Source organism: Agromyces sp. GXQ0307 (genome assembly GCF_044769845.1).
Classification (GTDB): Bacteria; Actinomycetota; Actinomycetes; order Actinomycetales; family Microbacteriaceae; genus Agromyces.
In genome coordinates this window covers 548009-573417 of the sequence record NZ_JBIZVY010000002.1, presented here as the reverse complement: position 1 = coordinate 573417, position 25409 = coordinate 548009, and the positions used below count along the sequence as shown (strand labels likewise).

The following is a 25409-nucleotide window of genomic DNA, read 5'->3' as shown; positions in this document are numbered from 1 at the left end:
GAGGGCGAGCCTATGCCTCCGGCCGGGTCCGTGGACGGTGCCTCGCCCGCGTCACCATCCCTCGGTGAGCACCCGGTCGAGCATGTCGACGAAGAAGTCCGCGCTCTCGCGCGTGACCACGAGCGGCGGCTTCACCTTCAGCACGTTCTGGTGGTCGCCCGTCGGCTGCATGATGACGCCGAGCTCCAGCAGGCGGTCGCAGATCGCCGCCGTCTCCTCCGGCGCGGGTTCGAGGCGCGCGCGGTCGCGCACGAACTCGACGCCGAGGTACAGCCCGAGTCCGTGCACGATGCCGATGAGCGGATGCCGCTCCGCCAACGCCTCGAGCCGGCCCTTCAGGTACGCGCCCGTCTCGGCCGCGTTCCGCTGGAGCCCCTCGTCGCGGAAGGCGTCGAGCACCGTCAGCCCCGCGACGCTCGAGGCCGGGCTGCCGCCCGTCGACGAGAAGAAGTAGCCGCCGGCGCGGTAGCGTGCCGCGATCTCCCGGGTCGTGATGACGGCGCCGAGCGGGTAGCCGTTGCCCGCGGCCTTCGCGACCGCGATGACGTCGGGTACGACGCCCTGCTGCTCGAAGCCCCAGAACCAGTCGCCGAGTCGGCCGTACCCGGCCTGCACCTCATCGGAGATCGCGAGTCCGCCGACCTCGCGGACGGCGGCGTAGACCTCGGCCAGGTATCCGTCGGGCAGCGGGATGCCTCCGGCGTTGCCGGCGAAGCTCTCCGAGATGAACGCCGCGGGCGGGCGACCGGATGCCGCGAGCTCGCGGATGCGTGCAGCGGCCTCGGGCCCGTAGCGGCGAGCCTCGTCACCGCGGTGCACGCCGCGGAACGAGTTCGGCGCGTCGACGGGGTGCACCCAGTCGGGCCGGGTCGCGAGCGCGTTCGGGTTGTCGGCGATCGACGTGCTCACGGCGTCGGACGCGTAGGTCCACCCGTGGTACGCCTCGAGCAGCGAGACGACGTCGCGCCGCCCCGTCGCGGCCATGGCGACGCGGATCGCGAGGTCGGTCGCCTCCGAGCCGGAGTTCACGAGGAACACGGTGTCGAGCGGGTCGGGTGCGAGCGCCGCGAGGCGCTCGGAGAAGTCGACGACGGCGCCGTAGTTGAAGCGCGAGTTGGTGTTGAGCGTGCGGAGCTGCGTGGCGACCGCGGCGGCGAGCCCGGGGTGTCCGTGCCCGAGCGGGGTCACGTTGTTGACCATGTCGAGGTAGACCCGCCCGTCGGTGCCGACGAGGTGCTCCCGCCAACCGCGCTCGATGCGGGGCGGGGCGTCGTAGTAGTGCTCCTGCACGTCGGCGAACGAGCGGTCACGACGCGCGAGGAGCGCGGCGGCGTCGCCGGTGGTCGAGTCGCCGCGCAGCGGCGTATCGAGACCTCCCCCGGGCAACCCCAGCGCCCCCGCCGGATCCTCGGTGACCGCGAGCCACCCCCGGGCGACCTCGGGCCTGACCAGATGCGGCACGTGCGGCGGCGCCTCCGGCGCCTCCAGCCGGATCCTCGCGCGCGTGCGCGCCGGGACGGTGCCGTCGAGGATCGTCATGCCGTCGGCGGCTTCGACCACGAGGCGCGGCGATCCCTCGCCGTCGCCGCTCGCCGCCACCCGGGTCGCCGACGCGAACCACACGTCGATGCCCGTCGGAACCGTCGCCGCCGAGCCGGCCGAGAGCGTGCGGCTCTGCGTGAGCCGGGGCGTCGCGCGCGGGAGCCATGCGAGCGGCGCGCCCGCGTCGAGCGCGTCGAGCGCGAGGCGCTCCTCGAGGTCCGGGTCGAGCCAGGCGCCGGCGTCGACCTGGTCCGACGTGATCGACACGTCGAGGCGCACTGCGCGCGCGAGGTCGAGCGCGGGGGTGGTCTCGATACGCGCCGGCTTCGCCGGTGCTACTCGACCATCGGGGGCCGGCTTCGCCGGTGCCCCTCGACCATCGGGGGCTCCGCCGAGGTCGACGTCGAGCGCGTCCGCGATCAGGTGCGTCATGACGCTCGACGGCACCGAGGCCGCCTGCTCGAAGATGCGCCACTCGCGCTCGACGCCCTCGGCGGCGTACGCGTTCGCGCCGCCGTCGATCTGCACCTGCTGCTCGCCGCTCACGACGAGCACGGCACCGCGAAGCACGACGAGCGGCCACAGCGCCCGCACCTCGGCGGCCGCGAGCGGACGCAGCGCGTGGAACGCCCGCACCGCGGGCAGGACCGAGACGGGCTCGGCGCCCGCGTGGTGGAGCACCGACGAGATCGTGATCGCGAGCTCGGCGACGGCCCAGCTGCGTGTCACGTCGCCGAAGTCGATCATGCCGTCCGGCATTCGCGTGCCGCGCTCGGAGGTGCACACGACGTTGTCGTCGGTCAGGTCGAGGTGCACCGCCTGCATCGGGAGGTCGGCGGCGACGGCGCGCACGTCCGCCCACGCGCTCGCCGCGGCATCCGTCACCTGCACTCGCTTCGCCGGGTCGGGGTGGAGGTGCGCCAGCAGGTCGACCACGCGGTCGGCGTGACGGAGGTCCCACTGCAGCACGCGGTCCAGCCCGGGGTGGTCGAACTCCGCGAGGGCGAGGCTCGCGTGTGCGGCGATCTCGCCCATGCGGGCGACGACCGCGGGGGAGAGGTAGGCGGGCCCGTTGAGCGTGCCGCCTGGGAGGTGGTCGAGCAGTCGGATGGCGAGCGGTCCCTCGCTCGTCGCCGCGACGACCGATCGGGGCGTGCCGTCGTCGGCGCGGCTCGTGGTCGCGACGCGCAGCTGCGGCGCGGCGTCGGCGATGCGGGATGCCGCGTGGTCCTGTGCGTCGAGCTCGTCGGCCGTGAACGCGGGATTCGTGATCTTCACGACGCCGACGGGAGCGCCGCGTTCGCCGGAAGCCGCGGTTCCGCGCGTGCGGGCGAGGAAGTTCTGGTCCTGCTGGCTGCCGAGCGGCTCGAGTTCGACGTCGAGCCCCCAGTGCTCGCGCACGATCGCGGCGACCTCGCGGTCGGGTAGCGCGGGCGCCGGCAGTTCGCCGGCCGAGAAGAAGTCGAAGCCGCGGGCGTTCGCGGGCTGGCTCATGTTCGCCCCTTTCCGCCTCGAACATAGTCAGGGCGGATGCCTCGGGCCGAGCGCCGTCGTGTCGATCCCCGGGCCGTTCGTCCGCCGGGCGGGCGACGCGCGGGGCGCCTGCGACGGATGTCGGCGGTCGCTCGTACCGTGATGGCCATGACGAACCAGCCGCTTCCGACGCTCGAGCCCGACGTGCTCGACGAGCCCTGCCTGCGCTGCGGCTCCGCCGCGGTGCGGGTCATCGTGTACGGCCCGCTCGATCTCGAGGTCGAGGTCGATGCCACGGCCGCCCACCTCTCGGCCGAGGCCCCGATCTTCGACTGCCGCGACTGCGGCTTCGAGTGGGGCGAGGCGGTCCGCGACCTGCTCTCCTGAGGGTCTACGCCGGCGTGCGATCGGCTCGGGCGTCGCGAAGCGACGCGAACGCGGCTCGCATGACGAACGCCGCCCACGCGAGCAGGCCGAGCAGCTTCGAGCTGTCCTCCGCGATCACGGACAGTCGGGTCGCCGGTTCGACGAGTACGTCCACGCCGGCCGAGGCGCCGAGGCTCGCGAACGCGACGATGAGCAGCGCCGGGTCGAGGCGCTCGATGATCGTGGCGCGGAACCGGACGGCGAAGGCGAGGAACCCGGCGGCGTAGGCGGCCGCGAGCGCGGTGCCCGAACCCGGGCCGAATGCCGCGGTCTCGTGGAGCAGGAGGAGGTCGTCCATCGCGAACACGAGGCTGAGCGCGAGGCTCCACCCGAGCAGTCGGCGTGACACGGCCGGGGGGCTGCCGTGTGCGAGCGCGGCGACGAGCGTTCCCGCCGCCATCACGAGGACGACGATGCCGAGGTTCGAGACCACTCCGTATGCCGGGCTGGCATCGCCGTGCGACGCCGCGACGGCCTGGCTGTCGCGGACGAGGTCGGTGGGCGCGAGCCAGGGCTGGGTGAGCACGGCCACGACCGTCGCTGCGACGGCGGCCGCGATGGTCAGGTGGATGCGGATCGGCGTCCGCCGGAGCGCGTCGCCGACGTGCCGCCCGGGCATCGGAACGTGGCCCGGACGGCCGGTCCCGCCCGTCACGCGGCTCGCGTTCGCAGCCTGCTCGACGTTCCCGCCGTCGGCGGTGATGCTCGTGGTTCTCGGGTTCGTGATGGTCATTCCTCCCAGCCGTGCTCCCCGCTGTCGGTGCGGCGCACCCGCCGAGCGTAGGCGGGGCCGGCGGACGAACCCCAGTCCTTGACAGGCGGCCGGGGCTCCGCCATCGCGCGGGCGCGGGCGAGGCCTTCAGTCGGGCGGGAGCGCGGAGACCCAGGACCGGCGGGCGTTCGTCGCGACGATGTCGACGAGCGCGTCGAGGTGCTCGAGCGCGGCGATGAGGAGCGCGCCGAGCGGAAACCGGTCCGGGTCGTCGAGCTCGATCGTGAGGACGGTCGACGTCGGATCGCGGCCGAGCTCGCGAGGATCGACGAGCCTCGGGTTCCGCGCGCCGAGCTCGCCGAACGCGCCTTCCAGATCGGCCCGGCGCAGTTCGAGGCGTTCGGACACCGTGAGCCGCCGGAAGGTCGACTCCGACATACGGCTCACGCCGTTCCGCGACCGATCGACCAGTTCCGCAGCCGAGCTCTCGAGTTCGCCGGTCGCCACTCGCGCGTGGTGGCGAGCGGTCGCGAGGGCGAGCCGCTGCTCCCGGTCCACTGCGCCCTCGTCGAGCAGCGCTTCGCGCCACACCGCGAACGCGTTCACGGCGTCTCGCACCACCATCCCGCGCGAGCGCCCGAGCACGTGCGCGAGATCCCCGATCAGGCGGTGGGTCTCGGCGTCGACCTTGACGCTCGTGTAGCGGCTCATGCTCGTCGCCGAACGGCAAGTGTGATGGTTTCGGTTGCGGTCATGGTGGAAAGGTATTCGCGGTTCACCTTTCCACCACGACCTGCAGGCAAGACCGTCCGTCGGTGTGCGGCCGGGCGCCGTAGTGGTGGACGGGTGCACGGGCGTGCGGGCTCGTTCCGGTTGCGGTGGGACTCTGTGCGAGCCGAGTGGGTGCAGGGGCGTGCGGACTCAGGACGGCGGGCCGGTGTCGACCTCGTCCTCGAGGAGTTCCTCGCGGATGCGTCGCAGGTCCTCCAGGAGCGAGCCCATCAGGATCCAGTGCTCCGACTTCGGCGCGGCGACCTGGAGCGGCGCCGTGAGAGCCGGAATGGCCGAGGTCATGGGCTCGGGATCGACCTCCGCCAGGTGCACCGCGAGTCGGATGTCGTGTGCCACGCGATGCAGCTGCTCCGCGATCGCGCGGACGGTCGGTTCGGCCGCGAGGCCGTCGTCGTAGTGGTCGACGAAGGCCCGCGTCATCCCGCCGACCTGCGTCACGATCGGGCTGAGCCGCATGAGCAGGCGACGCTGCTCGGCGAGGTCGTCGCGATGCGCCGACCGGCGCGGATTGAGGGTCAGCGACTCCTCGGCATCGGTGATCGCCTCGCCCGCGGCATCCCGCATCGGTCGCATCAGCCTGACCTCGAGCATGAGCTCGGTCAGGTCGGCCGGTCGCTGCGGCGCGAGCAGGGCGCTCGCCAGACGGTCGACGGATGCCGCGAGCTCGCTGCCGAGCCCGGCGAGCTGTTCGCGCGCCGGACCGGTGAGGACCGGCGGCACGATGAGGGCGTTCACGACGATGCCGATCGCGGCGCCGATGAGCGTCTCGAGCACGCGGTCGAGTGCGTACTCGGGCGACGTGCCGCCGAGCGCGAGCACCAGCATCGCGCTGATGGCCACCTGGTTCGCGGTCGGAGCCGTCATCCGCGCCGCCCACGCGGCGACGAGTGCGACCAGGATCGCGACGAGGATCACCCAGCTGTTCGGTCCGAAGATCAGTCCGAGGGCCGACGCGATCACGACGCCCGCGATGACGCCGATGCTCCGCTCGATCGCCTTCCCGAGCGACTGGTTCACGCTCGGCTGCACCACGAGCAGCGCGGCGATCGCGGCGAAGACCGGCAACGGCCCGGGGATCAGCCATCCGGCGATGAGCCACGCCGCGACCGTCGCCACCGCCGACTTCAGCACCTGCAGGATCGGCGCCCGCTTCGTGGCGCGGAACCGCTCGGAGAACCGCATGCGCCCCACGCTATCCCGCCGGCCCGCGCGAACGGCCCGCGACCGTGCGGTCGCGGACCTGCGGCATCCGTGCCTCAGCTCGCGGCGGCCGACTCGGCCCCGGCGTTGCGCTTCGGCAGCTTCCAGTCCGGGCGGACGTAGTGGCAGGTGTACCCCCACGGGATGCGCTGCAGGTAGTCCTGGTGCTCGGGCTCGGCCTCCCAGAACGCGCCGGCGGGCGCGACCTCGGTGACGACCGGGCCGGGCCAGATGCCCGACGCATCCACATCGGCGATGGTGTCGATCGCGGTGTCGTACTGAGCCGCGCTCGTCGGGAAGATCGCCGAGCGGTAGCTCGTGCCGACGTCGTTGCCCTGACGATTCTTCGTCGTCGGGTCGTGCACCTGGAAGAAGAACTCGAGCAGGTCGCGGTAGGTCAGCTTCGAGGGGTCGAAGACGACCTCCAGCGCCTCGGCGTGCGAGCCGTGGTTGCGGTAGGTCGCGTTCTCGACGTCGCCGCCGCTGTAGCCGACGCGGGTGTCGATCACGCCCGGGAGCTTCCGGACGAGGTCCTCCATGCCCCAGAAACAGCCGCCCGCGAGGACGGCGGTCTCGGCTCCGGGGACGGTGGTGATGGCGCCTGGGGTGGTCATGCGGTCTCCTCGGTGGTGGTGGCGAACAGGTGGCGGTACTCGCCGTAGCCCTCGGCCTCGAGCTCGTCGAGGTGCACGAAGCGCAGTGCGGCGGAGTTGATGCAGTAGCGCAGGCCGCCGGCATCCGCGGGGCCGTCGTCGAAGACGTGACCCAGGTGGCTGTCGGCGCCCGCCGAGCGGACCTCGACCCGCTTCATGAAGAACGACCGGTCGACCTTCTCGGTGACGACCGAGTCGTCGATCGGGCGGGTGAAGCTCGGCCATCCGGAACGGCTGTCGTACTTGTGCACGCTCGCGAAGAGCGGCTGTCCCGACACGACGTCGACGTAGAGGCCCGGCTCGTGGTTGTTCCAGTACTCGTTGCGGAACGCCGGCTCGGTGGCGTCGTCCTGCGTGACCTTGCGCTGCAATGGGGTGAGGCGGTCGAGGGCCTCGGGAGTCCTGCGGTAGTCGTGTGACACGGTTGCTCCTTCTCCGGCGGCTCCGGCTGGGCCGCCCCGGACGGCGACACCGGCTGGGCCGGTTACGCCTACGTCCATGAGGAAGAACCGCTGAGGGGCGGCCGGTGTTCCGCAGGATGCGCCCGCACGCTGTGGGTTCGCTGTGAGTGGGCGGTGCGATTCGAGGCCCCGCCCGTCACCCGGTGGTGGGAGGATCGGCGCATGGCCGATCGACTCATGCTGCTGGACACCGCTTCGCTCTAGTCGACCAAAGCCCCGTTTATCACTTCCGGTTGATGGAGCGTGGCGCGCTTCACGCGTGGGAGCATTTCTTCGCGCGGCTCAATGGAGGCTGATCGAATGACACTCATCGTCGACTTCGAACAAGTGGATGACCCGGAGATGGATATCTCGACCAGCCGGATCGAAGACGGTCGATTTCTCATGGATGGCTGGATCGACTCGGGTGGCGTCGGCGTCCGCTTTCCTCAACGCGGCAAGCACCGCGTGAAGCTCACTGCGACGCGGGTCGAGTCGTTCTCATTCACTGACGAAGCCGGCACCGGAACCCTGATTCCGGAGACAGTGGAGGTCGAGGAACACCGAGTTCGCATCACAGGCGTTATCCCAGCCACGCTGACGCTCGCAACCGAAGGGCGAAGCGACGTTCGGTTCGAGATCGAGGAGTCGCCGTTCGCCGTTCGCAGGCGCTTCAAGTGGATTGCAGTGTGACCCCGATCTCAGGAATCGAGAGTGGAAGGATGTCTCCGTGACTGATCGCCTCATGCTGTTGGATACTGCGTCGCTCTACTTTCGGGCGTTCTACGGCGTGCCCGACTCGTTGAAGCGCGCCGACGGCACGTCCGTGAACGCGGTCCGCGGCCTGCTCGACATGATCGCGCGGCTGGTGAACGAGTTCGAGCCGACGCACCTCGTCGCGTGCTGGGACGACGACTGGCGGCCGCACTGGCGTGTCGAGCTCATCCCGAGCTACAAGGCGCATCGCGTCGAGCAGGTCGTGCCCGCCGGGCCCGACATCGAGGAGGTGCCCGACCCGCTCGAGGCGCAGCTCCCGATGATCCGCGAGACGCTGGGCCTCCTCGGCATCCCGATCGTCGGCGTCGCCGCGCATGAGGCCGACGACGTCATCGGCACGCTCGCGACGCAGGCGACCATGCCGGTCGACGTCGTCTCGGGCGACCGCGACCTCTTCCAGCTCGTCGACGACGACCGCGGCGTGCGCGTGATCTACACGGCGCGCGGCATGAACCGGCTCGAGCTCGTGACGAACGAGTGGGTCGTCGCGAAGTACGGCATCGAGGCGTCGCAGTACGCGGATTTCGCGACGCTCCGCGGCGACACGTCCGATGGGCTTCCCGGCGTCGCCGGGGTGGGCGAGAAGACCGCGGCGGGCCTCCTCGGCGACTTCGGCTCGCTCGACGCGATGCTCGCGGTGGCGTCGGGCGATCCGGATGCCGCGGCGGCCGCACCGGCGACGATGTCGGCGTCGATGCGGGCGAAGCTCACGGGCGCGCACGACTACCTTGCCGTCGCCCCGACGGTCGTGAACGTGGTGCGCGACCTCGACCTGCCGTCGGTCGACGAGCTCGGTGCTCGGCTCGTGCCCGTCACGGGCGCGCGCCGCGAGACCCTCGAAGACCTCGCGGAGGAGTGGAACCTGGGCGGTTCGGTTCCGCGCGTGCTCGCGGCGTTGGATCGCACGCCGGCGGCGTAGCGCATTGGAGGCGTAGCGCGTCTGCGGTCTCGTGATCGAGGGGGTCCGTGAGTCCCGCGCCGAGGCGCGGTACCGAAGTACCGGATGTCCCGAGCGTGAACGGTTCCCCCGTCAGCAGCCGGGGCCATCGGGGACGGCCGTGCAATCGTCGGTGACGAGGACCGTGTCGAATTCGCCGACGAGCACGCTCAGTCGGGGTGCGGCGAGGCCCAAAGTGCCGTCGATCCATCGCCAGGGCGACCCGTCGAAGCGATATTCGGCGACGTAGACGACGGTCGGGTCGACCGTGTACCTGCCGGACGCAGCGTAGCTGTGGCTCGTCGGGGTCTCGGTGAATTCGGCGAGGCCGAGCTCGCTCCAGGTGGCGCCGGGATCGGCGGCGTGGACGAGTGCTCCGTCGGAGTGCGCCCATTGGTAGGCGACCGGGTGGAAGCGCACTTCGGCGGGGCGGCCGAGCAGCGTGCCGGAGCGCGTCTCGACGGATGCCTCGCCGATGAAGTTCGCCGGGAGTCCGACGACGGCCCAGCCCGCGGGCTGCATCGCGCCCGACGGAACGGTCGGCTGGAACGACGCGATGTCGCGAAGCGTCACGATCGGCTCACCCGGCGCGGGTGGCTCGGGCTCCGCGCCCTCGAACGCGCACACCGTCGGATTCTCGGGGTTGCACACGTCGCGCGGGGGTTCGGCGGGGCGGGCGGGTTCGGCGGTCCCGATGGTGTCGACGTCGGGCGTGGAGCCGTCTGCGGCGGAGTTCTCGGTGGACTTCCCAGCTTCTGCCACCGACGAGTAGTCTCCGCGAAGTTCGACAGCGTCTGATGTGGAGGATCCGCTTACTTGGCAGAGCTGGGCCAGCTGCATCGAAACAGTGCACCCTGAGGCACCTGCAGCCATGGGTAGGGCCGAAATCGAGAGTGTGATGCTTAACAGAAGTTGTCGCCAGACCACACTTCATTCCCGTCAATAAGGAGTGCATCGCCGTGCACTGCGACCGCATCGATTACGAGCGGAATGCGTGCTTCTCGATCGGAGGGGGTTACGTCCTCGTTGGTGCTGTTGAGGAGCTTCACCGCGGAAACGTCTTGGCATGCGTAGAAGGTGACGCGGCGTGGGGAGAACTCTGCAAGCCTCGCCGAGTCGACCGCCGAACTTCCCTCGGTTCGTAGTCCGGCATCGCGGAACGCCGCGAAGTCGTGCTCGCTGAAGTCTGCGAATTCCGGGGTTGTGACCTCGCGAATTCGAGCCAAATCTGCGTCGATGTCTGCGGTGATGCTGTCGCTGACGGCAAGGTACGCCTCGTACGCCTCGACCGCCGCCGCGAGCGCCTCCTCGTCGGTCGCGAAGAGCGGGGCGTCCGCGGCATCCGATGTCGGGGTGGGCGTCGCGGCGGGCGACGGTGCCGCGCACGCTGCGAGGCCCAGCACTGCGCCGGTGAGGGCGAGCGCAGCGAGGCGGGGGAGGGCTCGAGGCATGCGGTCCAACGTAGGGGATCCTCAGCGAGGGCAGGCCCGTCATCCACAGGACGGTGCGCAGAATGGATGGCGGCGGCATCCGCCCCGAAGGGAAGGGCATGGCATGAGTGACTCGGACGGCATCAGCGACGGCGATCTGGCACGGCTGCGGCGGTGCGTCGAGCTCGCCCGGGAGGCGCGCGAGCGCGGCGACCATCCGTTCGGGTCGATCATCGTCACGGCCGACGGACGCCTCGTCGAGGGGATGAATACCGTGGTGACGCGGCGCGATCCGACCGGGCATGCCGAGACGAACGTCGTGCGCGCGGCGGCCGAGGTCCTCGACGCGGACGACCTCGCGAACGCCACGCTCTTCACGAGCACCGAGCCGTGCGCGATGTGCGCGGGCGCGATCTACTGGAGCGGCATCTCGCGCGTCGTGTTCGCACTGTCCGAGGCCGGGCTGCGCGAGATCGTCGCCGCCCAGGATGGCGTGCCGACGCTCAGCCTGCCCTCACGCGAGGTGTTCGCGCGTGGCGGGCGACCGGTGGTCGTCGTCGGCCCCGCCGACCTGCCGGAGGCAGCCGCCGTCCACGACGGATTCTGGGTTTGATCGGCCGGGCGACGCAGCGGAGCGTCGAGCGGGTCGTACGGCGCGCTCACTCGAGCCGGCCGACGACCACCCAGGCCCGCGCGCGCAGCATGATCGAGCCGTCGGGTCGGCACCCCCACGCCGTGGCCTCGCGCATCCCGTCGCGGATCGCCGTGCGCGCGGCATCCGTCGTCGACTGCAGGTAGGTCGGCGCGGGACCCTGCCCGCCGAGGAACGGCTCCCACAGGTCGTCGAAGTCGGCGAAGACCATGCCCATCTCGATCGACTTCACGCGGACGGACTCGACGTCGATGCCGGGCGCGTCCGACCAGAGCAGTCGCAGCGGCTCGGGTCGGCAGAGCGGGAAGCGTCGCGCCTCGTCGAGTTCCGCCGCGGCCGGATCGACGTCGGTGGCGACGTCCCAGAACGTCCGGAGCAACTGCATGCCCTCGGCGTAGTCCCAGACGTAGGCGGCGATCAGTGCGCCCGGCGCGGCGACGCGGGTGAACTCCGCGACGGCGGCCGCGGCATCCGGCACGAAGTTCAGCACGAGCCCGGAGACCACGGCGTCGACCGACCCGTCGGGCAGGGGAAGGTGCTCCGCGTCGCCGACGACGAAGTCCGCCTCGGCGTGCGCCGCGAGGTCCGGTCGCGCGCGCGCGATCGACAGGAACCCCTCCGAGGGGTCGACGCCGATGATCGAGGCGGGCGCCCACCGTTCGATGACCGCGCTCGTCAGGGCACCGGTACCGCATCCGACATCGAGCCAGCGGATGTCGCGTTCCGCATCGATCACGTCGACGAACTTCGCGGCGACGAGCCGACTCCATCGCCCGACGTACCGTTCGTACGGCTCACCGTCCTGCCAGACATCGGCACCTGCCATGCACCTGTTTCTACGCCCGTCGGGCGTGCACGGCAACGTCCGATCGTCCCGCGGCGGGCGCCGCGCACGTCAGGGCGAGCCCTGTGTCGCCGGGCGCCGGCCCGGGGCTACGCTCGCCGAATGGACTCGAACCACCGCGGACGCGGACGTCTCGGAACCATCTGGCCGATCTTGGCGGGTGCCGCGGCGACCGCGGTCGTCGTCGCCGCTCTCGCGGGCTGCGCGCCCGGCGGTCCGGTCGCGCCCGCGACGACGGAGCCGCCCGCGGCCACCACCGCGTCCCCGACCCCGACGGCCAGCGACATGCCGCCGGCATCCGACGAGCCGATCGCCGCCGACGCCGACCGGCTGCTCGAGCCCATCGACGCCTACGCCCTCTGCCGCGCGCAGACCTACGCCTACTACCCGGGCGACTTCGCGCTGCTCGAGTACGCGCCGTTCGCGGACGCGACCGTGCTGCTCCGTGACGACGGGCTCTGGTTCGTCTACATCGAGGTCGACGACGGCAATCGCCCCGCCGACCTCGTCGACTCGGGCGCGAGCAACTGCATCGTCGGCGGCACGATCGGCGAGCCGCAATGGGAGCTCTTCGGCGTCGTCGCCCGCGGGCCCGACGTCATCGACGACTACAACGCGCCGCTCACGACGCCCTGATCCGGGGCGGAGCGGATGCCGCAGCTCACGTGGGCACGCCCGGCGCCGCGGGTTGCGATGTGACGAGCCAGTGGTCGGGCGCGGGAAGCTCGACGCCGGCGCTCGCCGCGGCGATCACGACGAACGCGTAGGCCGCGACGGCGATCGCGAGCCCGCCGAGCCCCATGGCGAGCGGCACCGCCCACGTGACGCGGACGCCGGCCCGCCGGTAGCGGGACGGCGCCATCCCGGCGACCCAGATCGCGGCCGCGCCGAACCCCGTGATCCAGACCGTGCGCAGCGCATCGCCCTCGAGCGGCGCGAAGAGCGCGATGCCGAGCGCCCCGGCGCCGAGCAGGACCGCGGACCACGCGAACAGCTGGCCCATGCCGCGCCCGCCGACGTCGTACTGGTCGCCGAACCACGGGGCCGGCGGCTCGCCGCTCGGCATCCCGGCGCGGTCGTCGGGATCCTCGGGTTCGAAGGGCTCGCGCGCGGGTCCGGTCATGGGTCGATCGTACGGGCGCTGCGGTCAGGGAGCGGGCGGGGCGATCGACTCGCGCTCGATGAGCGTCTGCGGAAGGACCACATGCTCGCGCGGCGCGCCGTCGCCCGCGATGCGGCGTATGAGCAGCCGAGCCGCCTCGGCGCCGATCTCGTGGATCGGCTGCGCCATGACGGTGATCGTCGGGGCCGAGAGGCTGGTCCAGTCCGCGTCGTCGAACGCCACGAGCGAGACCTGCGACGGGATGTCGATTCGGAGTTCCCGCAGCGTGCGCAGGGCGGCTTGGGCGATGAGGCTGTCCGAGGCGACGATCGCAGTGACGCCGTCGCCGACGAGGCGTCGCACGATCACGTCGACGCCGTCCCTGCGGGCGTTCAGGTGCACGAACCGCTCGGGGTCGGCCACCCCGTGCGCCGCGAGCGCCGCCACGAACCCTGCGACGCGATCGTCGACCGAGCTCGAGCCGAGGCGCTCGGCCCGTCGGTACTCGCCGTCGTGGGCGATCGTCGAGATGAACGCCACCCGACGGTGTCCCGTGGCGAGCACGAGTTCGCTGAGGCGCCGTGCACCGGCGAGGTTGTCGGCGACGACGGTGTCGACATCGAGCCCGTCGACCACGCGGTCGAAGAGCACCAGCGGTCGGCCGCTGTCCACGGCGGTGCGCAGCCCCGCGGCATCCCTCGACGACGCGGGCGCGACCAGGATGCCGTCGACCCGCTTCGCGAGGAGCACTGAGACCGCGTTCTCCTCGGCGTCGGCGTCCTCGTCGGAGTTCAGCAGGATCAGGTCGTAGCCGGCGGCCTTCGCGACATCCGCAGCGCCTCTCGTCGCCTGCGCGAAGAACGGGTTCTCGATGTCGCCGACGATGATGCCGATGGAATTCGAACGACCCGTGTTCATCGTCTTGGCCAGCGCGTTGGGCCGGTAGCCGAGCTCTTCGGCGGCCGCCTGCACCCGGTCGCGCACGGCCTCGCTCGCCGCGCCGTATCCGCCGAGCACGCGCGCGGCCGTCGCCTTGGACACCTTGGCCGCCGCGGCGACATCGCTCACGGTCACCTCGCGGCGCCCGTTCGCATGATCTGCCGGCATGCGAGCCCTCCTCAGAAAAAGTTGTTGACGGATGTCTCGGGCGCCGGTTAGTGTTCCGGAAACGCATTGAGACCGGTCTCAATCTACGCGACTGAGACCGGTCTCAACAAGAGCCGGAGCGAACCGCACCAAATCGGCGTCCAGCCGGGAATCCTGCCCGGTGACCTCGCAGCACCGCACCACCAGGAGCATCGGCTCCACCGGTCCGCATCACCCGGACCCGCACCACCCCGTAACGAACCGCACATTCCCCGACACGAACAGGAAGCAGCACCGTGACCAAGCGCACCACCTTCCGACGCACGGCTGTCGCCGTCGCCGCCGCGGCCACCGCACTCGTCCTCTCCGCCTGCGCCAGCGGCGCATCCGGGACCGGCTCCGACGACGCGGCCGACAACCCCTACGGCCTGATCACCCCAGGTCAGATCCGCGTGGCGAGCCTCGGCGACGCCAAGCCGTACACCTTCACCGACGAGAACGGCGAGTTCACCGGGTTCGACGTCGAATTCTTCACGGATGTCGCGAGCCGCATCGGCATCGACGACGTCGTGTTCACCGGCCAGGACTTCTCGGCCATCCTCCCCGCCGTCGCGAACGGCCAGTTCGACGTCGGCGTCGCGGCGATCGGCATCACCGACGAGCGCAAGGAGACCGTCGACTTCTCCGACGGGTACCTCGCCGGCTACCTGACCGTGATGGCGAGCCCCGACGCCGGCATCGAGGACGAGGACGACCTCGCCGGCAAGCGCCTCGGCGTGGTGCAGGGCACCCTGCAGGAGGCCTACGCGGTGAAGAACTTCACCGAGACCGAGCTGGTCCGCTTCCCGGACAACAACGCCGCCATCTCGGCGGTCAACAGCGGGTCGGTCGACGCGCACTTCCTCGACTACGAGGCCGCCAAGGAGTACTCCGAGCAGTACGGCCTCGTGAACGCGATCGACATCCCGTCGTTCGACGCCCCCGCCGGCTTCGCGATCGCCAAGGGCAACACCGAGTTCCAGGACGCGCTCAACGAGGCGCTGCACGCCGCCATGGAGGACGGCACGTGGAAGGAGCTCTACGAGGAGTGGTTCCCGGGCTCGCCGATGCCCGACCAGTACCTGCCGTCCGACGAGCAGGGCGAGTAACCCCCTCCCATCCCGGTGCGGGCCGCACCACAGCATCCGCGGCCCGCACCGGACCACCCCACCCACCCCAGGAGGACCTCATGGACTGGCTCGACACAATCGTCGCGACCTTCCTCGACTTCGAGGCGATGTGGCAGGTGTTCCCCCAGATGCTCGGCACGGGCCTCGTGAACACCCTCGTCATCTCGATCGCCGCGACCGTGATCGGCGTCGTGCTCGGCATGGTCGTCGCGATCATGGGCATCTCGCGGTCGCGCTGGCTGCGCATCCCGGCGCGCGTCTACACCGACATCTTCCGCGGCCTGCCCGCGATCCTGACCATCCTGCTGATCGGCCAGGGCTTCGCCCGCCTCAGCCAGCAGGTCTTCGGCCCGTCGCCGTATCCGCTCGGCATCCTCGCCCTCAGCCTGATCGCGAGCGCGTACATCGGCGAGATCTTCCGCGCCGGCATCCAGAGCGTCGACCGTGGCCAGCTCGAGGCGTGCCGCGCGCTCGGCATGAGCTACGGCAGCGCCATGCGCCTCGTGGTCGTGCCGCAGGGCGTGCGCCGCGTGCTGCCCGCCCTCGTGAACCAGTTCATCGCGATCGTGAAGGACTCGAGCCTGGTCTACTTCCTCGGCCTGCTCGTCTCCGAGCGCGAGCTGTTCCGCGTCGGGCAGGATGCCGCGGTCCTCACCGGCAACCTGTCCCCGCTCGTGCTCGCCGGCGTGTTCTACCTCGTCATCACGGTCCCGCTCACGCACCTCGTGAACTACTTCGACGACCGGTTCCGCACCGGCCGCCGCAAGGCGACCCCGCCGAAGAGTGGCCTCGACGAGGTCGAGGAGCAGACCCCCAGCCCGGCCCTGACCTACGGAGAGAACTCATGACGTACACGTCTCCGCTGCCGATCACCGACGGCCACCTCTACTCCGGCTCGAGCCTCGAACTTCGCGGGGTGAGCATGGCCTACGGCGAGATCGAGGTGCTCCGCGATGTCAGCATCGAGGTCGCGCCCGGCACGACGACCTGCATCATCGGCCCGTCCGGCTCCGGCAAGTCGACGCTCCTGCGGGGCGTGAACCGACTGCACGAGCCCAGCCGCGGCGACGTGCTGCTCGCGGGACGCAGCATCCTCGACCAGAAGCCGGACGCCGTGCGCCGCCGGATCGGGCTGGTCTTCCAGCACTTCAACCTCTTCCCCGACCACACGGCGCTCGAGAACGTCGCGCTCGCGCTGCGCAACGTCAAGGGCATGTCGAAGGCCGAGGCGAACCGGATCGCCCACGAGCGCCTCGCCGAGGTGGGCCTGGCCGAGCGCGCCGACCACCGGCCGCGCGACCTCTCCGGAGGTCAGCAGCAGCGCGTCGCGATCGCCCGGGCGCTCGCGATGGAGCCCGAGGTCATGCTCTTCGACGAGGCCACGAGCGCCCTCGACCCCGAACTCGTCAAGGGCGTGCTGAACCTCATGGCGCAACTCGCCCAGCGCGGCATGACCATGCTCGTCGTGACCCACGAGATGGGCTTCGCACGCAAGGTCGCCGACCAGGTCGTGTTCATGGACGAGGGACGCGTCGTCGAGCACGGCACCCCCGAGCAGCTCTTCGACGACCCCGAGAGCCCGCGCCTGCGCCGATTCCTCAGCGAGGTGCTGTGATGACGGATGCCGCGTCCGCGCCGATCCGCACCGCGGTGATCGGCTTCGGGGTGTCGGGCCGGGTGTTCCACGCGCCGTTCCTCGACGCCGACCCCGCCTACTCGCTCGACGTCATCGTCACGCGCGACCCGTCCCGTCGTGCGGCGGCGGAGGCGCGGCATCCGTCGGCCTCCACAGTGGCAACGGTCGATGAGCTCTGGGCGATCGCCGACCGGCTCGACCTCGCCGTCATCGGCTCGCCGAGCGGCACGCACGCCGCGCTCGCCGAGGCCGCCCTCGACGCCGGGCTGGACGTCGTGGTCGACAAGCCGTTCGCGGTGACGGCCGACGAGGGTCGCGGGCTCATCGCGACCGCCGCACGCCTCGGGCGCACGCTCACGGTGTTCCAGAACCGGCGATGGGACGGCGACTTCCGCACCGTGCGCCGGCTGGTCGCCGACGGCGAGCTGGGCGAGGTGCGCCGCTTCGAGTCGCGGTTCGAGTGGTGGAAGCCCGAGCCGCCGGCGTCGTGGAAGACGGAGGCGACGGTCGCCGACGGCGGCGGCATCCTCTACGACCTCGGCACCCACCTCATCGACCAGGCCGTGCAGCTCTTCGGACCGGTGGCGGACCTGTCCGCCGAGATCGACCGTCGACGCCCGGGCGGCGCGGCCGACGACGACGTGTTCGTCGCGCTCCGGCACGAGTCGGGCGTGCGCTCGCACCTCTGGATGAACGGCGTCGCGCCGCGTTCCGGTCCGCGGTTCCACGTGCTCGGCTCGACGGCCGGGTACACGAGCTGGGGCCTCGACGGGCAGGAGCCCGCGCTCATCGCCGGCGCCCGGCCGGGCGACGCCGGTTTCGGCGAGACGCCCGAATCCCGGTGGGGCGTGCTCGGCACCGATGGCGACAGCCGCCCCGTGCCGACCGATCGCGGCGACTACGGCGCGTTCTACCGGCAGCTCGCGGTCGCCCTGCGCGACGACGCAGCCGTCCCCGTCGACCCGGCCGATGCGGTCGCGGTGCTCGAGCTCATCGAGCGCGCGCACGCCGCGGCATCCGTCACCGCCTGACCCGCACCACGCAACACAGAACCAGAAGGAAGACCTGAACCATGTCCGAAATCGCATCGCAGCACGTCGTCGTCATCGGCGGCGGCATCCTCGGCGCGTCGACTGCGGCGCACCTCGCACGCGGTGGCGCGGAGGTGACGCTCGTCACGTCCGGCGCGTTCGCCGACGGCGCGTCCGGCCGGTCGATCGCGTGGCTGAACTCGTCGGGCGACCGCTCGCGCGACTACCACTACCTGCGCCTGATCGCGCTGGACCGCTACCGCACGTGGGCCGAACGGCACCCCGAGAGCCGTGCCTACCTGCGCTTCGACGGGGCCCTCAAGTGGGCGGGCGGGGGCGAGAGCTTCCGGCAGACGTTCGCCTACGAGCGCGCTGCAGGATACGACGCCGTGTGGGTCTCGCGCGACGAGGTCGCGGCGATCGCACCGGATGTCGACGCTTCGGCGGTCGCGGACGAGGGCGCGATCTACAACGCCGGCGAGGGCTGGGTGAACCTCCCCGACCTCATCGGCGCGCTCGTCGCCGAAGCCGTCGCGGACGGCGCCCGGGTGCTCGAGCAGGCCGGCGACGTGCGGGTCGACGTCGAGGACGGCGTTGCGACCGGCGTGATCCTCGGCGACGGCAGCCGCGTGGCCGCCGACCACGTGGTGCTCGCGACCGGCGGCGACGTCCCCGCGCACCTCGCCTCGCTCGGCGTCGTGGTCCCGGATGCCACGCCCGCCGCGTTCGTGCTCTTCACCGACCCGGTCGACGTCGAGGTGCGGACCGTCCTCAACACCCCGCGCGTCGCCGTGCGGCCGACGCCGGATGGACGGCTCGTGCTCGACGCCGACTGGGCCGAGAAGTCGATCGTCGTCGGTGACGACGGCTCGATCACGGTGCCCGACGAGACCGTGCAGGGCCTGCTCGACGAGGCCTCGCGAGTGCTGGCGGGCAACCCGAAGCTGACCGCGCAGCGCGTCGGCGCCGGACTCAAGCCGATCCCCGGCGACGGCGAGCCGGTCGTGGGACCGGTGCCCTCGATCGCGGGCCTCTCGACGCTCTTCACCCACTCCGGTGCGACGCTCGGGCTCGCCCTCGGCGAGCTGCTCGCCGAGGAGATCCTCACGGGTGCGCCGTCGCCCGTGCTCGCGTCGTTCCGGCTCGACCGCTTGGCCGATGCGGTCGCGTCCGGCGCGGCGGCGATCCCGACCGGCGCCTGGGCGCCGGTCGCGCCGGCGTAGCCCCCTGCCCGTCACGGGCCCGCTCCTCCGGGGCGGGCCCGCTTCGTGCGTTCGCGCGCCGCGCGCCGGGCCGTGCCATTGCCCTTGCCTTTCTCAGGAGGATTTCGGCGTGTCGGCGGGACTCGCGGCGTGTCTTCCTGAGAAAGGGTCGGAATCGGGCCGCGGGTCCTGAGAACGGTGTCATGGGGTCGTCGCCGCTGGATGCACGTGCCCAGCGGGACGTCATCCGGAGGACGGATCGGTCAGTCGGCTCGAGCCGGCGGCACCGGGCCATCCGCCTCGATGACGACAGGCCGCAGCGGCCCAGCGGGACCCTCGCTCGAGCGCGAGCGCGCAATCGAGCCCATCGAGTCGCGCGTCGAGGAATCCCGCGACGAACGCGTCGCCGGCGCCGGTCGTGTCGACGACGTCGGTCGCGAGCGCGGGCTGCGCGACCCAGTCCCGACCATCGGTGGCCACGGAACCGGCCGCGCCGCGTGTGACGATCACGGTCTGCGCGCCTCCGTCAAGGGCGTGCCGAGCCCATCCCCGCGCATCGCCGTCCTCGCCGACCGAGCCGACTGCGACATCCAGGTCGCGGAACCCCGATGCGACTGCACAATCCTGGCTCACGACGGGACCGTCCCCGCGGGAGGTGCGACGCCATCTCAGCTCCGCACGGAGTTCGTCGGCGCGCGGCAGCATGCCGATATGCACCCAACTCGCCTCGGCCAGCCGGTCGAGCTGCGACCTGGTCGGGAAGTACTCGGCTGTGACGCCGAACTCCTCGCGTTCGAAGGCCCGCTCGCCGGCGTGGACTCGGATCGTCGTCACGGCGGTCCTCCCGGCGAGCGTGACCAGTCCGACCGGATCCACTCCCGCACGGTGCAGACCGCGCGTGATGGTTCGAGCGTTCGCGTCGTCGCCGACCGCACCGAAGTACGCGGCAGGCCGCCCGCGATGAGCGAGGTGCGCGGCGACGTTGAATGCATTTCCTCCGGCGAACCTGACGGCCTCGTCGCCGACGTATCGATCGATCGTGTTGTCGCCGACGGCAGCCACGACCGGGCGACCCGGTACGCGACGTGCGGGGTTCATCCCGCCACGCTCAGTACTGGAGTTGCCGGTAGTAGCGCCGGGTCGTCAGGGGATGACCGCGCAGCACCTCCAAGTGGGCGCTCACCCGTTCGAGAGCCGTCGCGAGCAGCGCGGGTGCGAGCAGTGCCCGCATCTCGGACGTGAAGCCGAGCAGCTCGAAGTCCGCGGTGTCGATGACCTCGAGCGTGTCGGTGATGCGCGGGACGAACGCCTCGACGCGCTCGACGAGCGCGCGTCCGGCGTCCTCGCCCTTGAGTGCGATGACGCTCACACCCGGCTCGAGCAGTTCGAGCGTGCCGTGGAAGAAGTCCGACGCGTGGACCGGCCGGGTGCGGATCCACTGCATCTCCTCGAGGATGCACATGCCGTAGTAGAACGCCTCGGGCCAGCTCGCGCCCGCGCCGGTGATGATGTGGTAATCGGATGCCGCGATGATCCGCGCGAGCTCGGTCGCGCGCTCCTCGAAGCCACGCTTCACGCCCAGCAGGGCGTCGGGCAGCGTCTCGAGCTGGGTGAGCACCTCGTCGTAGGCGTCGAACTCCCCGCGTGCCCGGAGGATCGACAGCGCGATGAGCAGCGACTGGACCGAGAACGTCTCGCTCGACGTGTCGTCGGCGGCGAAGGTCGTGAGGTTCACGTCGGCGCGTTCGGCGAGCGGGGTGCCGGCGTGGCCGGTCAGGGTGAGCACCGTCGCGCCGCGCTCCTTCGCATACTCGAGCACGCGGATGCTCTCGAGCGTGGTGCCCGACAGCGACGGGATGACGACGATGGACCCCTGGCCGAGGTGCACTGATCCGGCCTCGACGAGCTCGGCCGGCATCTCGAGGAACGTCGGGAAGGTCGAGCGCGTCTGGAGCAGGCGCGCGGCCGGTTGCATGAGGATGCCCGCCCCGCCGGATCCGACGAGGAACAGGTTCGTCGCACCGGCGCTGAGGCGTTCGCGGATGAATTCGTCGATGCGGTCGGCGAGGGCGACGGCGCCGGCCTGGATGTCGAGGAAGCGCTGCTCGTCGAAGTTGAGCATGGTGGGGGTCCTTTCGATGGGGTGGTCGGAGGGGAGGGGATTGTCAGGTGGCCGTCGCGGCGTCGAGCTCGCGTTCGACGGCAGCGAAGCACCGCTCGAGCGCCGGACGGGGATCGAACGCGTACGCTCCATCGCCGAACAGCTCGAAGGTGAGACATCCGTCGTAGCCGCGCCGGCCGAGCGCCTCGAGGTAGGCGCCGAGCGGCAGGTCACCGTCGCCCCAGGCGAGGTGCCCGGCGGGCGTGCCGTCGATCAGATGGACGTGGCGGATGCGTGCGCCGAGAGCATCGAAGTACCCGTCCACGGTGTCGCCTGCGACGGCCATCGCGACGGTGTCGAGCGCCGCCCCGAGATTCGGCGCGCCGATCTCGTCGATCATGCCGGCGAGCGTCGCCGCGTCGTTGACGAGGTTCGACTCGACTCGCTGCAGCGGCTCGAGCACGCAGTCGAGCCCGAGCGTGCCGGCGTAGGCAGCGATCTCGCCGATCGCATCGACTGCGCGACGCCACGCGGCATCCGGCGGCTCGTCTTCGAAGCCCCGGCCGGGCGTCAGGAAGAGCATCGGCGACCCGAGTTCGACGCACAGCTCCGCCGCACGACGGAACATCGCGATGCTCGACTCCCGCAGCCACGGCACTGGCGAGGCGACGTTGACGGGGTAGATCACCTGCTCGGGCGTGAGGCACTGCACCGCGAGGCCGCGCTCGGTGAGCCGGCGACGGATGCCACGGGCCTCCTCGGCGCTCACGTGCGGAACGTGGAGGTGCGGCGCGATGCCCCACAGCTCGACGCGTTCGCGGCCGAGCTCGACCATGTCGTCGAGGAATCGCTCGAACGGCAGGTGCTGGTACGAGAAGTTCGACCCCGTGACCTGGTCGAGCCGGATGGCGCTCACTTCCCGATCCCGTCGGCGAGGCCCTTCACGAAGTACCGCTGGCAGGTGAAGAAGAGCACCACGACGGGCAGCGCGGCGATGACCATGCCCGCGAACACCACGGGGTAGTCGGTGCCGTGCTTGCTCATCAGGCTGGTGAGCCCGATGGGCAGCGTCTGCATGTCGGTCCCGCTCGTGAACACCATCGCGAAGAGGTACTCGTTCCAGGCGAAGAGGATGTGCAGGATCACCACCGAGATGATGATCGGCCGGCACATCGGCAGGATGATCCGCCAGAACGACGTCCATCGGCTGGCGCCGTCGACCTCGGCCGCCTCGTCGACCTCGCGTGGAAGGTCGATCATGTAGGCGCGGATGAGGAACGTGGTGAACGGGATCCGGAACGCCGTGTACAGGATGAGCAATGCCCAGAACGTGTTGTAGAGGCCCATCGTCTGGAACATCTTGACGAGCGGCACGAGCGCCACGGTCGGCGCGAGCATGAGTCCGCCGAGGATGACGGTGGACCACGTCCGCGACCACGGGATCTCGACGCGCGTGAGGCCGTAGGCGGCCCACGCGCTGATGAAGACGGTGGCGATCGTCGACGTGACCGTGACGAGGATGCTCGTCGTGAGGTAGTTGCTCACGCCGCGGTTCCAGGCCGCCGCGTAGTTGTCCCAGCTCCATTGCAGCGGGAGGGCGAACGGGTTGCCGAACAGCTCGGCGTTGGTCTTGAAGCCGTTCAGCACCATCCACGTGAGCGGGTAGACGACCACCACGACCAGGCAGAGCAGGAACGTCCACATGAACACGCGGCCGATGACGCCGGAGAACGCGAGTCGAGTCACCATTCCACCCTTCTGCGACGGTTGATCCAGAGCTGCGCGAGTGCGATCGCGAGCGTGATGACGAAGATGACCGTCGCGATCGCGGCGGCGTAGCCGAAGTCGTTGCGCACGAAGCCGTTGCGGTAGAGCCAGGTTCCGAGCACCTGGGTCGAGTTGTTGGGTCCGCCCGAGGTCATGACCATGACCTCGTTGAACACCTGGAACGCGCCCGAGATCGTGACGATGATCATGAGGCCGGTCATCTCGCGCACGAGCGGGAGCGTGACGGTGAAGAACCTGCGGATCGGGCCGATACCGTCGATCGCCGCGGCCTCGTAGAGCTCGGACGGGATGCGCTGGATCGCCACGGCGAACAGCAGCGTCGAATAGCCGAAGCCCTGCCACTGGCTCATCACGATGATCGCCATCATCGCGGTCGACTCCTGCCCGAGCCACGGCTGTGCCCAGGCCCCGAGTCCCACGGCGTCGAGCGCGTGGTTCAGCAGGCCGAGGTTCGGCTCGTAGATGAAGTAGAACAGGAGGCCGGCGACCGTCAGCGAGATCGCGGACGGCACGAAGTAGATCGCGCGCAGGCCGCGGCGCCAGCGGTCGTGGCGGATGCTCTCGATCACCGATGCGAGCACGATGGCCGCGAAGACCTGGAAGACGAGCGAGACGACGGCGTAGAGCACGTTGTTCACGAGTGACGACCAGAAGATCGGGTCGGCGACCAGCCGCTGGTAGTTCTCGGCACCGATGTACTCCTGGCTGCCGCTGTAGATGTCCCACTCGAGGGTCGAGAACCCGAGGTTCTGCACGAGCGGGAGGTAGACGAAGACGGCAAGCACGACGACGGCGGGAAGGATCCACCCCAGTCCTAGCAGGCGCCGGATGCCGCGGCGCCTCGGTGTGCGAGGGGGCGGGGCGACGGTGGTCAGCGCCACCGTCGCCCGCGTCTCGGTCCTATCGGGCTGCGTCAGAAGCATTCCGCACGCTCTCGAGGATCTCTTCGGGCGTCGAGCCGCCGCTGATCAGGGCCTCGCCGCCGGCGAGCCAGGCGTCGGCGACCTCGGGCACCGTGACCGTGTCGAGCCAGATGACGAGCTCGGACGCCTCGTTCACCTTCGTGATGCCCTCGAACACCGCGACGCTCGAGGTCTCGGGCGTCACCGCGCCCACCACCGTGCTCGGCTGGCCGTACGGCGGCGAGGAGAGGGTGGTCGCGCTCTCGAGGGTCGTCGCGAACTTCATGAAGTCGACGGCGAGGGCCGCGCGCGGCGACCTGGCGTTGATGAGGTAGCCCTCGGGCGAACCTTCGATCGCTCCGGGCTCGCCCTCCGCGCCCTCGGGGACGGGAAGCGGGAAGATGCCGAACTGTTCCGGCGTCAGCGCGTTGCCCTCGGCGGTCACCGTGTCGAACTCGAGGATCTCCTGGTAGTACATGGCCGCGCGTCCGCCGGCGAGCGCCTCCTGGGCCGTGGTGTACAGCACGCCGTTGGTGCCCGTGCCCGTGTCGGTGCACTCGTCGACGAGCGTCTTGAACTGCTCGAGCGAGTCGAGGTAGCCCGCGTGATCGAGTTCGGCCGTCTCCGGTGAGAAGTCGGCCCGCAGGATGTCGCTCGGCACGTTGTACGCGAAGAGCTGTTGCAGGTAGTGGAGTGCGGGCCAGCCGTCCTTGTTGCCGAAGGCGATCGGCTCGTAGCCGGCGGTGCGGATGGGTGCGCAGCTGTCGATGAGCTCCTCGAACGTGGTGGGAACCTCGATGCCGACCTCGTCGAAGATCGCGGTGTTGTAGCCCATGAACTTGCCGTTGTTGTAGAGCGGGATGCCGTAGTACTTCCCGTCGACCTCGAACGCGCTGAGCGAGGCCTCGCCGAACGTGTCGCCCCATTCGGTGCCGGGCGCGATGACCTGGCTCAGGTCGGCAGCGAGGCCGCCGTCGATGAAGTTCTGCGCCCAGTTGCCGGTCCAGGTGAAGTAGATGTCGGGAAGGGCCCCGGAGGCGGTCAGCGTCTTGGTCTTGTCCTTGACGCTCTGGTCGGTCTCCTGGATGAGCTCGACCGTGACCTCAGGGTGCAGCTCCTCGTACTGGCCGGCGAGTTCCTCGAAGTACGGGCCGAGCGGCTCGCCGCCGAACTTGGTGAGGATGCTCAGCGTGCCGGAGTACTCGGGCTCGGCGGTGATGTCGGCGGTCGGGGCGGCGCTGCCGCCGGCGCACCCGGCCAGTGTGAGGGCGGATGCCGCGGCGAGCGCGGCGAGTGCGGTGATTCTCGGTGCGTGCATGGTCTTCTTTCGACTCGGGATGAATGCCGGACCGGACCGGAGGTGCAGCTCCGGCGATCCGCCGTTGGATCGATGTGACACGTACTGCTTGGTGGGGGATGACTCTACACAGAAACTGATACCGGTACCAGATCTATTCTGGAATCTGTCCGATCCTGCCCGTGCCACGATGCGCGGCTGATGGTGTCAGTGCGGC

General features: G+C 70.7%; 27 protein-coding genes. 10 read left to right on the top strand and 17 right to left on the bottom strand.

What is annotated here, in order from left to right:
- Positions 1-51 precede the first annotated feature (51 nt).
- The gene (locus ACIQH8_RS07980; protein ID WP_400996872.1) at positions 52-3036 is read right to left on the bottom strand and encodes an aminotransferase; all 2985 of its coding nucleotides are present in this window, start codon (positions 3034-3036) and stop codon (positions 52-54) included.
- 147 nt (positions 3037-3183) lie between these two features.
- Here ACIQH8_RS07980 and ACIQH8_RS07975 point away from each other — a divergent pair, with 147 nt between their 5' ends.
- A complete protein-coding gene (locus ACIQH8_RS07975; protein WP_400996870.1) occupies positions 3184-3402 on the top strand; it encodes a hypothetical protein in 219 nt (72 codons plus the stop codon).
- A gap of 4 nt (positions 3403-3406) precedes the next feature.
- Here the strand turns inward: ACIQH8_RS07975 and ACIQH8_RS07970 are convergent, their stop codons facing one another.
- From ACIQH8_RS07970 to msrB, 5 genes are all read right to left on the bottom strand, one after another.
- Positions 3407-4174 (bottom strand): hypothetical protein, encoded by a 768-nt coding sequence (locus tag ACIQH8_RS07970; RefSeq protein ID WP_400996868.1) that lies wholly within the window; start codon positions 4172-4174, stop codon positions 3407-3409.
- Positions 4175-4300: 126 nt separating this feature from the next.
- Complete coding sequence (locus ACIQH8_RS07965; RefSeq protein WP_400996865.1) at positions 4301-4864, bottom strand: hypothetical protein; 564 nt, start codon at positions 4862-4864, stop codon at positions 4301-4303.
- Between the two features lie 210 nt (positions 4865-5074).
- Entirely contained in the window at positions 5075-6127 is a 1053-nt protein-coding gene (locus tag ACIQH8_RS07960; RefSeq protein ID WP_400996863.1) for an aromatic acid exporter family protein, read from the bottom strand.
- A 74-nt stretch (positions 6128-6201) separates the two neighbouring features.
- Entirely contained in the window at positions 6202-6759 is a 558-nt protein-coding gene (msrA, locus tag ACIQH8_RS07955) for a peptide-methionine (S)-S-oxide reductase MsrA (RefSeq protein WP_400996861.1), read from the bottom strand.
- Positions 6756-7220, bottom strand: a complete 465-nt coding sequence (msrB, locus tag ACIQH8_RS07950; protein ID WP_400996859.1) for a peptide-methionine (R)-S-oxide reductase MsrB — start codon at positions 7218-7220, stop codon at positions 6756-6758. Before msrB ends, msrA begins: the two co-directional genes overlap by 4 nt.
- 339 nt (positions 7221-7559) lie before the next feature.
- Between msrB and ACIQH8_RS07945 the strand changes: the two genes are divergently transcribed.
- Positions 7560-7931, top strand: coding sequence for a hypothetical protein (locus tag ACIQH8_RS07945; protein WP_400996857.1), 372 nt, complete (start codon positions 7560-7562; stop codon positions 7929-7931).
- Between the two features lie 37 nt (positions 7932-7968).
- Complete coding sequence (locus ACIQH8_RS07940) at positions 7969-8934, top strand: 5'-3' exonuclease H3TH domain-containing protein (RefSeq protein ID WP_400996855.1); 966 nt, start codon at positions 7969-7971, stop codon at positions 8932-8934.
- Between the two features lie 111 nt (positions 8935-9045).
- Here the strand turns inward: ACIQH8_RS07940 and ACIQH8_RS07935 are convergent, their stop codons facing one another.
- Both ACIQH8_RS07935 and ACIQH8_RS07930 read right to left on the bottom strand, forming a co-directional pair.
- Positions 9046-9714 carry a hypothetical protein gene (locus tag ACIQH8_RS07935; RefSeq protein ID WP_400996853.1) on the bottom strand — a complete coding sequence of 223 codons (669 nt, stop codon included), beginning with the start codon at positions 9712-9714 and terminating at the stop codon, positions 9046-9048.
- Positions 9715-9854: 140 nt separating this feature from the next.
- Positions 9855-10403, bottom strand: a complete 549-nt coding sequence (locus tag ACIQH8_RS07930; RefSeq protein WP_400996850.1) for a hypothetical protein — start codon at positions 10401-10403, stop codon at positions 9855-9857.
- A gap of 103 nt (positions 10404-10506) precedes the next feature.
- Between ACIQH8_RS07930 and ACIQH8_RS07925 the strand changes: the two genes are divergently transcribed.
- Entirely contained in the window at positions 10507-10995 is a 489-nt protein-coding gene (locus tag ACIQH8_RS07925; protein WP_400996848.1) for a nucleoside deaminase, read from the top strand.
- Between the two features lie 46 nt (positions 10996-11041).
- Here the strand turns inward: ACIQH8_RS07925 and ACIQH8_RS07920 are convergent, their stop codons facing one another.
- Positions 11042-11860 (bottom strand): class I SAM-dependent methyltransferase, encoded by an 819-nt coding sequence (locus tag ACIQH8_RS07920; protein ID WP_400996846.1) that lies wholly within the window; start codon positions 11858-11860, stop codon positions 11042-11044.
- A 120-nt stretch (positions 11861-11980) separates the two neighbouring features.
- Here ACIQH8_RS07920 and ACIQH8_RS07915 point away from each other — a divergent pair, with 120 nt between their 5' ends.
- Positions 11981-12514: a hypothetical protein gene (locus ACIQH8_RS07915; protein WP_400996844.1), complete on the top strand. Its 534-nt coding sequence runs from the start codon at positions 11981-11983 to the stop codon at positions 12512-12514.
- A gap of 25 nt (positions 12515-12539) precedes the next feature.
- Here ACIQH8_RS07915 and ACIQH8_RS07910 read toward each other — a convergent pair whose 3' ends face one another.
- Entirely contained in the window at positions 12540-13001 is a 462-nt protein-coding gene (locus ACIQH8_RS07910) for a hypothetical protein (protein WP_400996841.1), read from the bottom strand.
- 24 nt (positions 13002-13025) lie between these two features.
- Complete coding sequence (locus ACIQH8_RS07905) at positions 13026-14087, bottom strand: LacI family DNA-binding transcriptional regulator (protein ID WP_400996839.1); 1062 nt, start codon at positions 14085-14087, stop codon at positions 13026-13028.
- A 275-nt stretch (positions 14088-14362) separates the two neighbouring features.
- Here ACIQH8_RS07905 and ACIQH8_RS07900 point away from each other — a divergent pair, with 275 nt between their 5' ends.
- The 5 genes from ACIQH8_RS07900 to ACIQH8_RS07880 all read left to right on the top strand — a co-directional run bounded on the left by ACIQH8_RS07900 (position 14363) and on the right by ACIQH8_RS07880 (position 19125).
- Positions 14363-15214 (top strand): ABC transporter substrate-binding protein, encoded by an 852-nt coding sequence (locus ACIQH8_RS07900; RefSeq protein ID WP_400996837.1) that lies wholly within the window; start codon positions 14363-14365, stop codon positions 15212-15214.
- An 80-nt stretch (positions 15215-15294) separates the two neighbouring features.
- Positions 15295-16083, top strand: a complete 789-nt coding sequence (locus tag ACIQH8_RS07895; RefSeq protein ID WP_400996834.1) for an amino acid ABC transporter permease — start codon at positions 15295-15297, stop codon at positions 16081-16083.
- A complete protein-coding gene (locus tag ACIQH8_RS07890; RefSeq protein ID WP_400996832.1) occupies positions 16080-16850 on the top strand; it encodes an amino acid ABC transporter ATP-binding protein in 771 nt (256 codons plus the stop codon). Before ACIQH8_RS07895 ends, ACIQH8_RS07890 begins: the two co-directional genes overlap by 4 nt.
- Positions 16850-17902 carry a Gfo/Idh/MocA family oxidoreductase gene (locus ACIQH8_RS07885; RefSeq protein ID WP_400996830.1) on the top strand — a complete coding sequence of 351 codons (1053 nt, stop codon included), beginning with the start codon at positions 16850-16852 and terminating at the stop codon, positions 17900-17902. Before ACIQH8_RS07890 ends, ACIQH8_RS07885 begins: the two co-directional genes overlap by 1 nt.
- A gap of 41 nt (positions 17903-17943) precedes the next feature.
- The gene (locus ACIQH8_RS07880; RefSeq protein ID WP_400996828.1) at positions 17944-19125 is read left to right on the top strand and encodes an NAD(P)/FAD-dependent oxidoreductase; all 1182 of its coding nucleotides are present in this window, start codon (positions 17944-17946) and stop codon (positions 19123-19125) included.
- A 222-nt stretch (positions 19126-19347) separates the two neighbouring features.
- Here the strand turns inward: ACIQH8_RS07880 and ACIQH8_RS07875 are convergent, their stop codons facing one another.
- From ACIQH8_RS07875 to ACIQH8_RS07850, 6 genes are all read right to left on the bottom strand, one after another.
- Positions 19348-20202: a PfkB family carbohydrate kinase gene (locus ACIQH8_RS07875; RefSeq protein ID WP_400996826.1), complete on the bottom strand. Its 855-nt coding sequence runs from the start codon at positions 20200-20202 to the stop codon at positions 19348-19350.
- 10 nt (positions 20203-20212) lie between these two features.
- The gene (locus ACIQH8_RS07870; RefSeq protein ID WP_400996823.1) at positions 20213-21226 is read right to left on the bottom strand and encodes an SIS domain-containing protein; all 1014 of its coding nucleotides are present in this window, start codon (positions 21224-21226) and stop codon (positions 20213-20215) included.
- Positions 21227-21269: 43 nt separating this feature from the next.
- On the bottom strand, positions 21270-22121 hold the full coding sequence (locus ACIQH8_RS07865) for a sugar phosphate isomerase/epimerase family protein (RefSeq protein ID WP_400996820.1): 852 nt from the start codon (positions 22119-22121) through the stop codon (positions 21270-21272).
- A complete protein-coding gene (locus ACIQH8_RS07860; RefSeq protein ID WP_400996818.1) occupies positions 22118-22954 on the bottom strand; it encodes a carbohydrate ABC transporter permease in 837 nt (278 codons plus the stop codon). The genes ACIQH8_RS07865 and ACIQH8_RS07860 overlap by 4 nt, the downstream gene beginning before the upstream one ends.
- Positions 22948-23778 carry a carbohydrate ABC transporter permease gene (locus ACIQH8_RS07855; RefSeq protein WP_400996816.1) on the bottom strand — a complete coding sequence of 277 codons (831 nt, stop codon included), beginning with the start codon at positions 23776-23778 and terminating at the stop codon, positions 22948-22950. The genes ACIQH8_RS07860 and ACIQH8_RS07855 overlap by 7 nt, the downstream gene beginning before the upstream one ends.
- 115 nt (positions 23779-23893) lie before the next feature.
- Complete coding sequence (locus ACIQH8_RS07850; RefSeq protein ID WP_400996814.1) at positions 23894-25213, bottom strand: ABC transporter substrate-binding protein; 1320 nt, start codon at positions 25211-25213, stop codon at positions 23894-23896.
- Positions 25214-25409 lie beyond the last annotated feature (196 nt).

What these genes read in the sequence shown, in the direction of transcription:
- ACIQH8_RS07980 (WP_400996872.1), bottom strand. Translation starts at nt 3,036, where the DNA reads ATGAGCCAGCCCGCGAACGCCCGCGGCTTCGACTTCTTCTCGGCCGGC.
- ACIQH8_RS07925 (WP_400996848.1), top strand. Translation starts at nt 10,507, where the DNA reads ATGAGTGACTCGGACGGCATCAGCGACGGCGATCTGGCACGGCTGCGG.
- ACIQH8_RS07945 (WP_400996857.1), top strand. Translation starts at nt 7,560, where the DNA reads ATGACACTCATCGTCGACTTCGAACAAGTGGATGACCCGGAGATGGAT.
- ACIQH8_RS07875 (WP_400996826.1), bottom strand. Translation starts at nt 20,202, where the DNA reads ATGAACCCCGCACGTCGCGTACCGGGTCGCCCGGTCGTGGCTGCCGTC.
- msrA (WP_400996861.1), bottom strand. Translation starts at nt 6,759, where the DNA reads ATGACCACCCCAGGCGCCATCACCACCGTCCCCGGAGCCGAGACCGCC.
- ACIQH8_RS07975 (WP_400996870.1), top strand. Translation starts at nt 3,184, where the DNA reads ATGACGAACCAGCCGCTTCCGACGCTCGAGCCCGACGTGCTCGACGAG.
- ACIQH8_RS07910 (WP_400996841.1), bottom strand. Translation starts at nt 13,001, where the DNA reads ATGACCGGACCCGCGCGCGAGCCCTTCGAACCCGAGGATCCCGACGAC.
- ACIQH8_RS07860 (WP_400996818.1), bottom strand. Translation starts at nt 22,954, where the DNA reads ATGGTGACTCGACTCGCGTTCTCCGGCGTCATCGGCCGCGTGTTCATG.
- ACIQH8_RS07905 (WP_400996839.1), bottom strand. Translation starts at nt 14,087, where the DNA reads ATGCCGGCAGATCATGCGAACGGGCGCCGCGAGGTGACCGTGAGCGAT.
- ACIQH8_RS07915 (WP_400996844.1), top strand. Translation starts at nt 11,981, where the DNA reads ATGGACTCGAACCACCGCGGACGCGGACGTCTCGGAACCATCTGGCCG.
- ACIQH8_RS07930 (WP_400996850.1), bottom strand. Translation starts at nt 10,403, where the DNA reads ATGCCTCGAGCCCTCCCCCGCCTCGCTGCGCTCGCCCTCACCGGCGCA.
- ACIQH8_RS07960 (WP_400996863.1), bottom strand. Translation starts at nt 6,127, where the DNA reads ATGCGGTTCTCCGAGCGGTTCCGCGCCACGAAGCGGGCGCCGATCCTG.
- ACIQH8_RS07850 (WP_400996814.1), bottom strand. Translation starts at nt 25,213, where the DNA reads ATGCACGCACCGAGAATCACCGCACTCGCCGCGCTCGCCGCGGCATCC.
- ACIQH8_RS07965 (WP_400996865.1), bottom strand. Translation starts at nt 4,864, where the DNA reads ATGAGCCGCTACACGAGCGTCAAGGTCGACGCCGAGACCCACCGCCTG.
- ACIQH8_RS07895 (WP_400996834.1), top strand. Translation starts at nt 15,295, where the DNA reads ATGGACTGGCTCGACACAATCGTCGCGACCTTCCTCGACTTCGAGGCG.
- ACIQH8_RS07920 (WP_400996846.1), bottom strand. Translation starts at nt 11,860, where the DNA reads ATGGCAGGTGCCGATGTCTGGCAGGACGGTGAGCCGTACGAACGGTAC.
- ACIQH8_RS07880 (WP_400996828.1), top strand. Translation starts at nt 17,944, where the DNA reads ATGTCCGAAATCGCATCGCAGCACGTCGTCGTCATCGGCGGCGGCATC.
- ACIQH8_RS07870 (WP_400996823.1), bottom strand. Translation starts at nt 21,226, where the DNA reads ATGCTCAACTTCGACGAGCAGCGCTTCCTCGACATCCAGGCCGGCGCC.
- ACIQH8_RS07885 (WP_400996830.1), top strand. Translation starts at nt 16,850, where the DNA reads ATGACGGATGCCGCGTCCGCGCCGATCCGCACCGCGGTGATCGGCTTC.
- ACIQH8_RS07890 (WP_400996832.1), top strand. Translation starts at nt 16,080, where the DNA reads ATGACGTACACGTCTCCGCTGCCGATCACCGACGGCCACCTCTACTCC.
- ACIQH8_RS07970 (WP_400996868.1), bottom strand. Translation starts at nt 4,174, where the DNA reads ATGACCATCACGAACCCGAGAACCACGAGCATCACCGCCGACGGCGGG.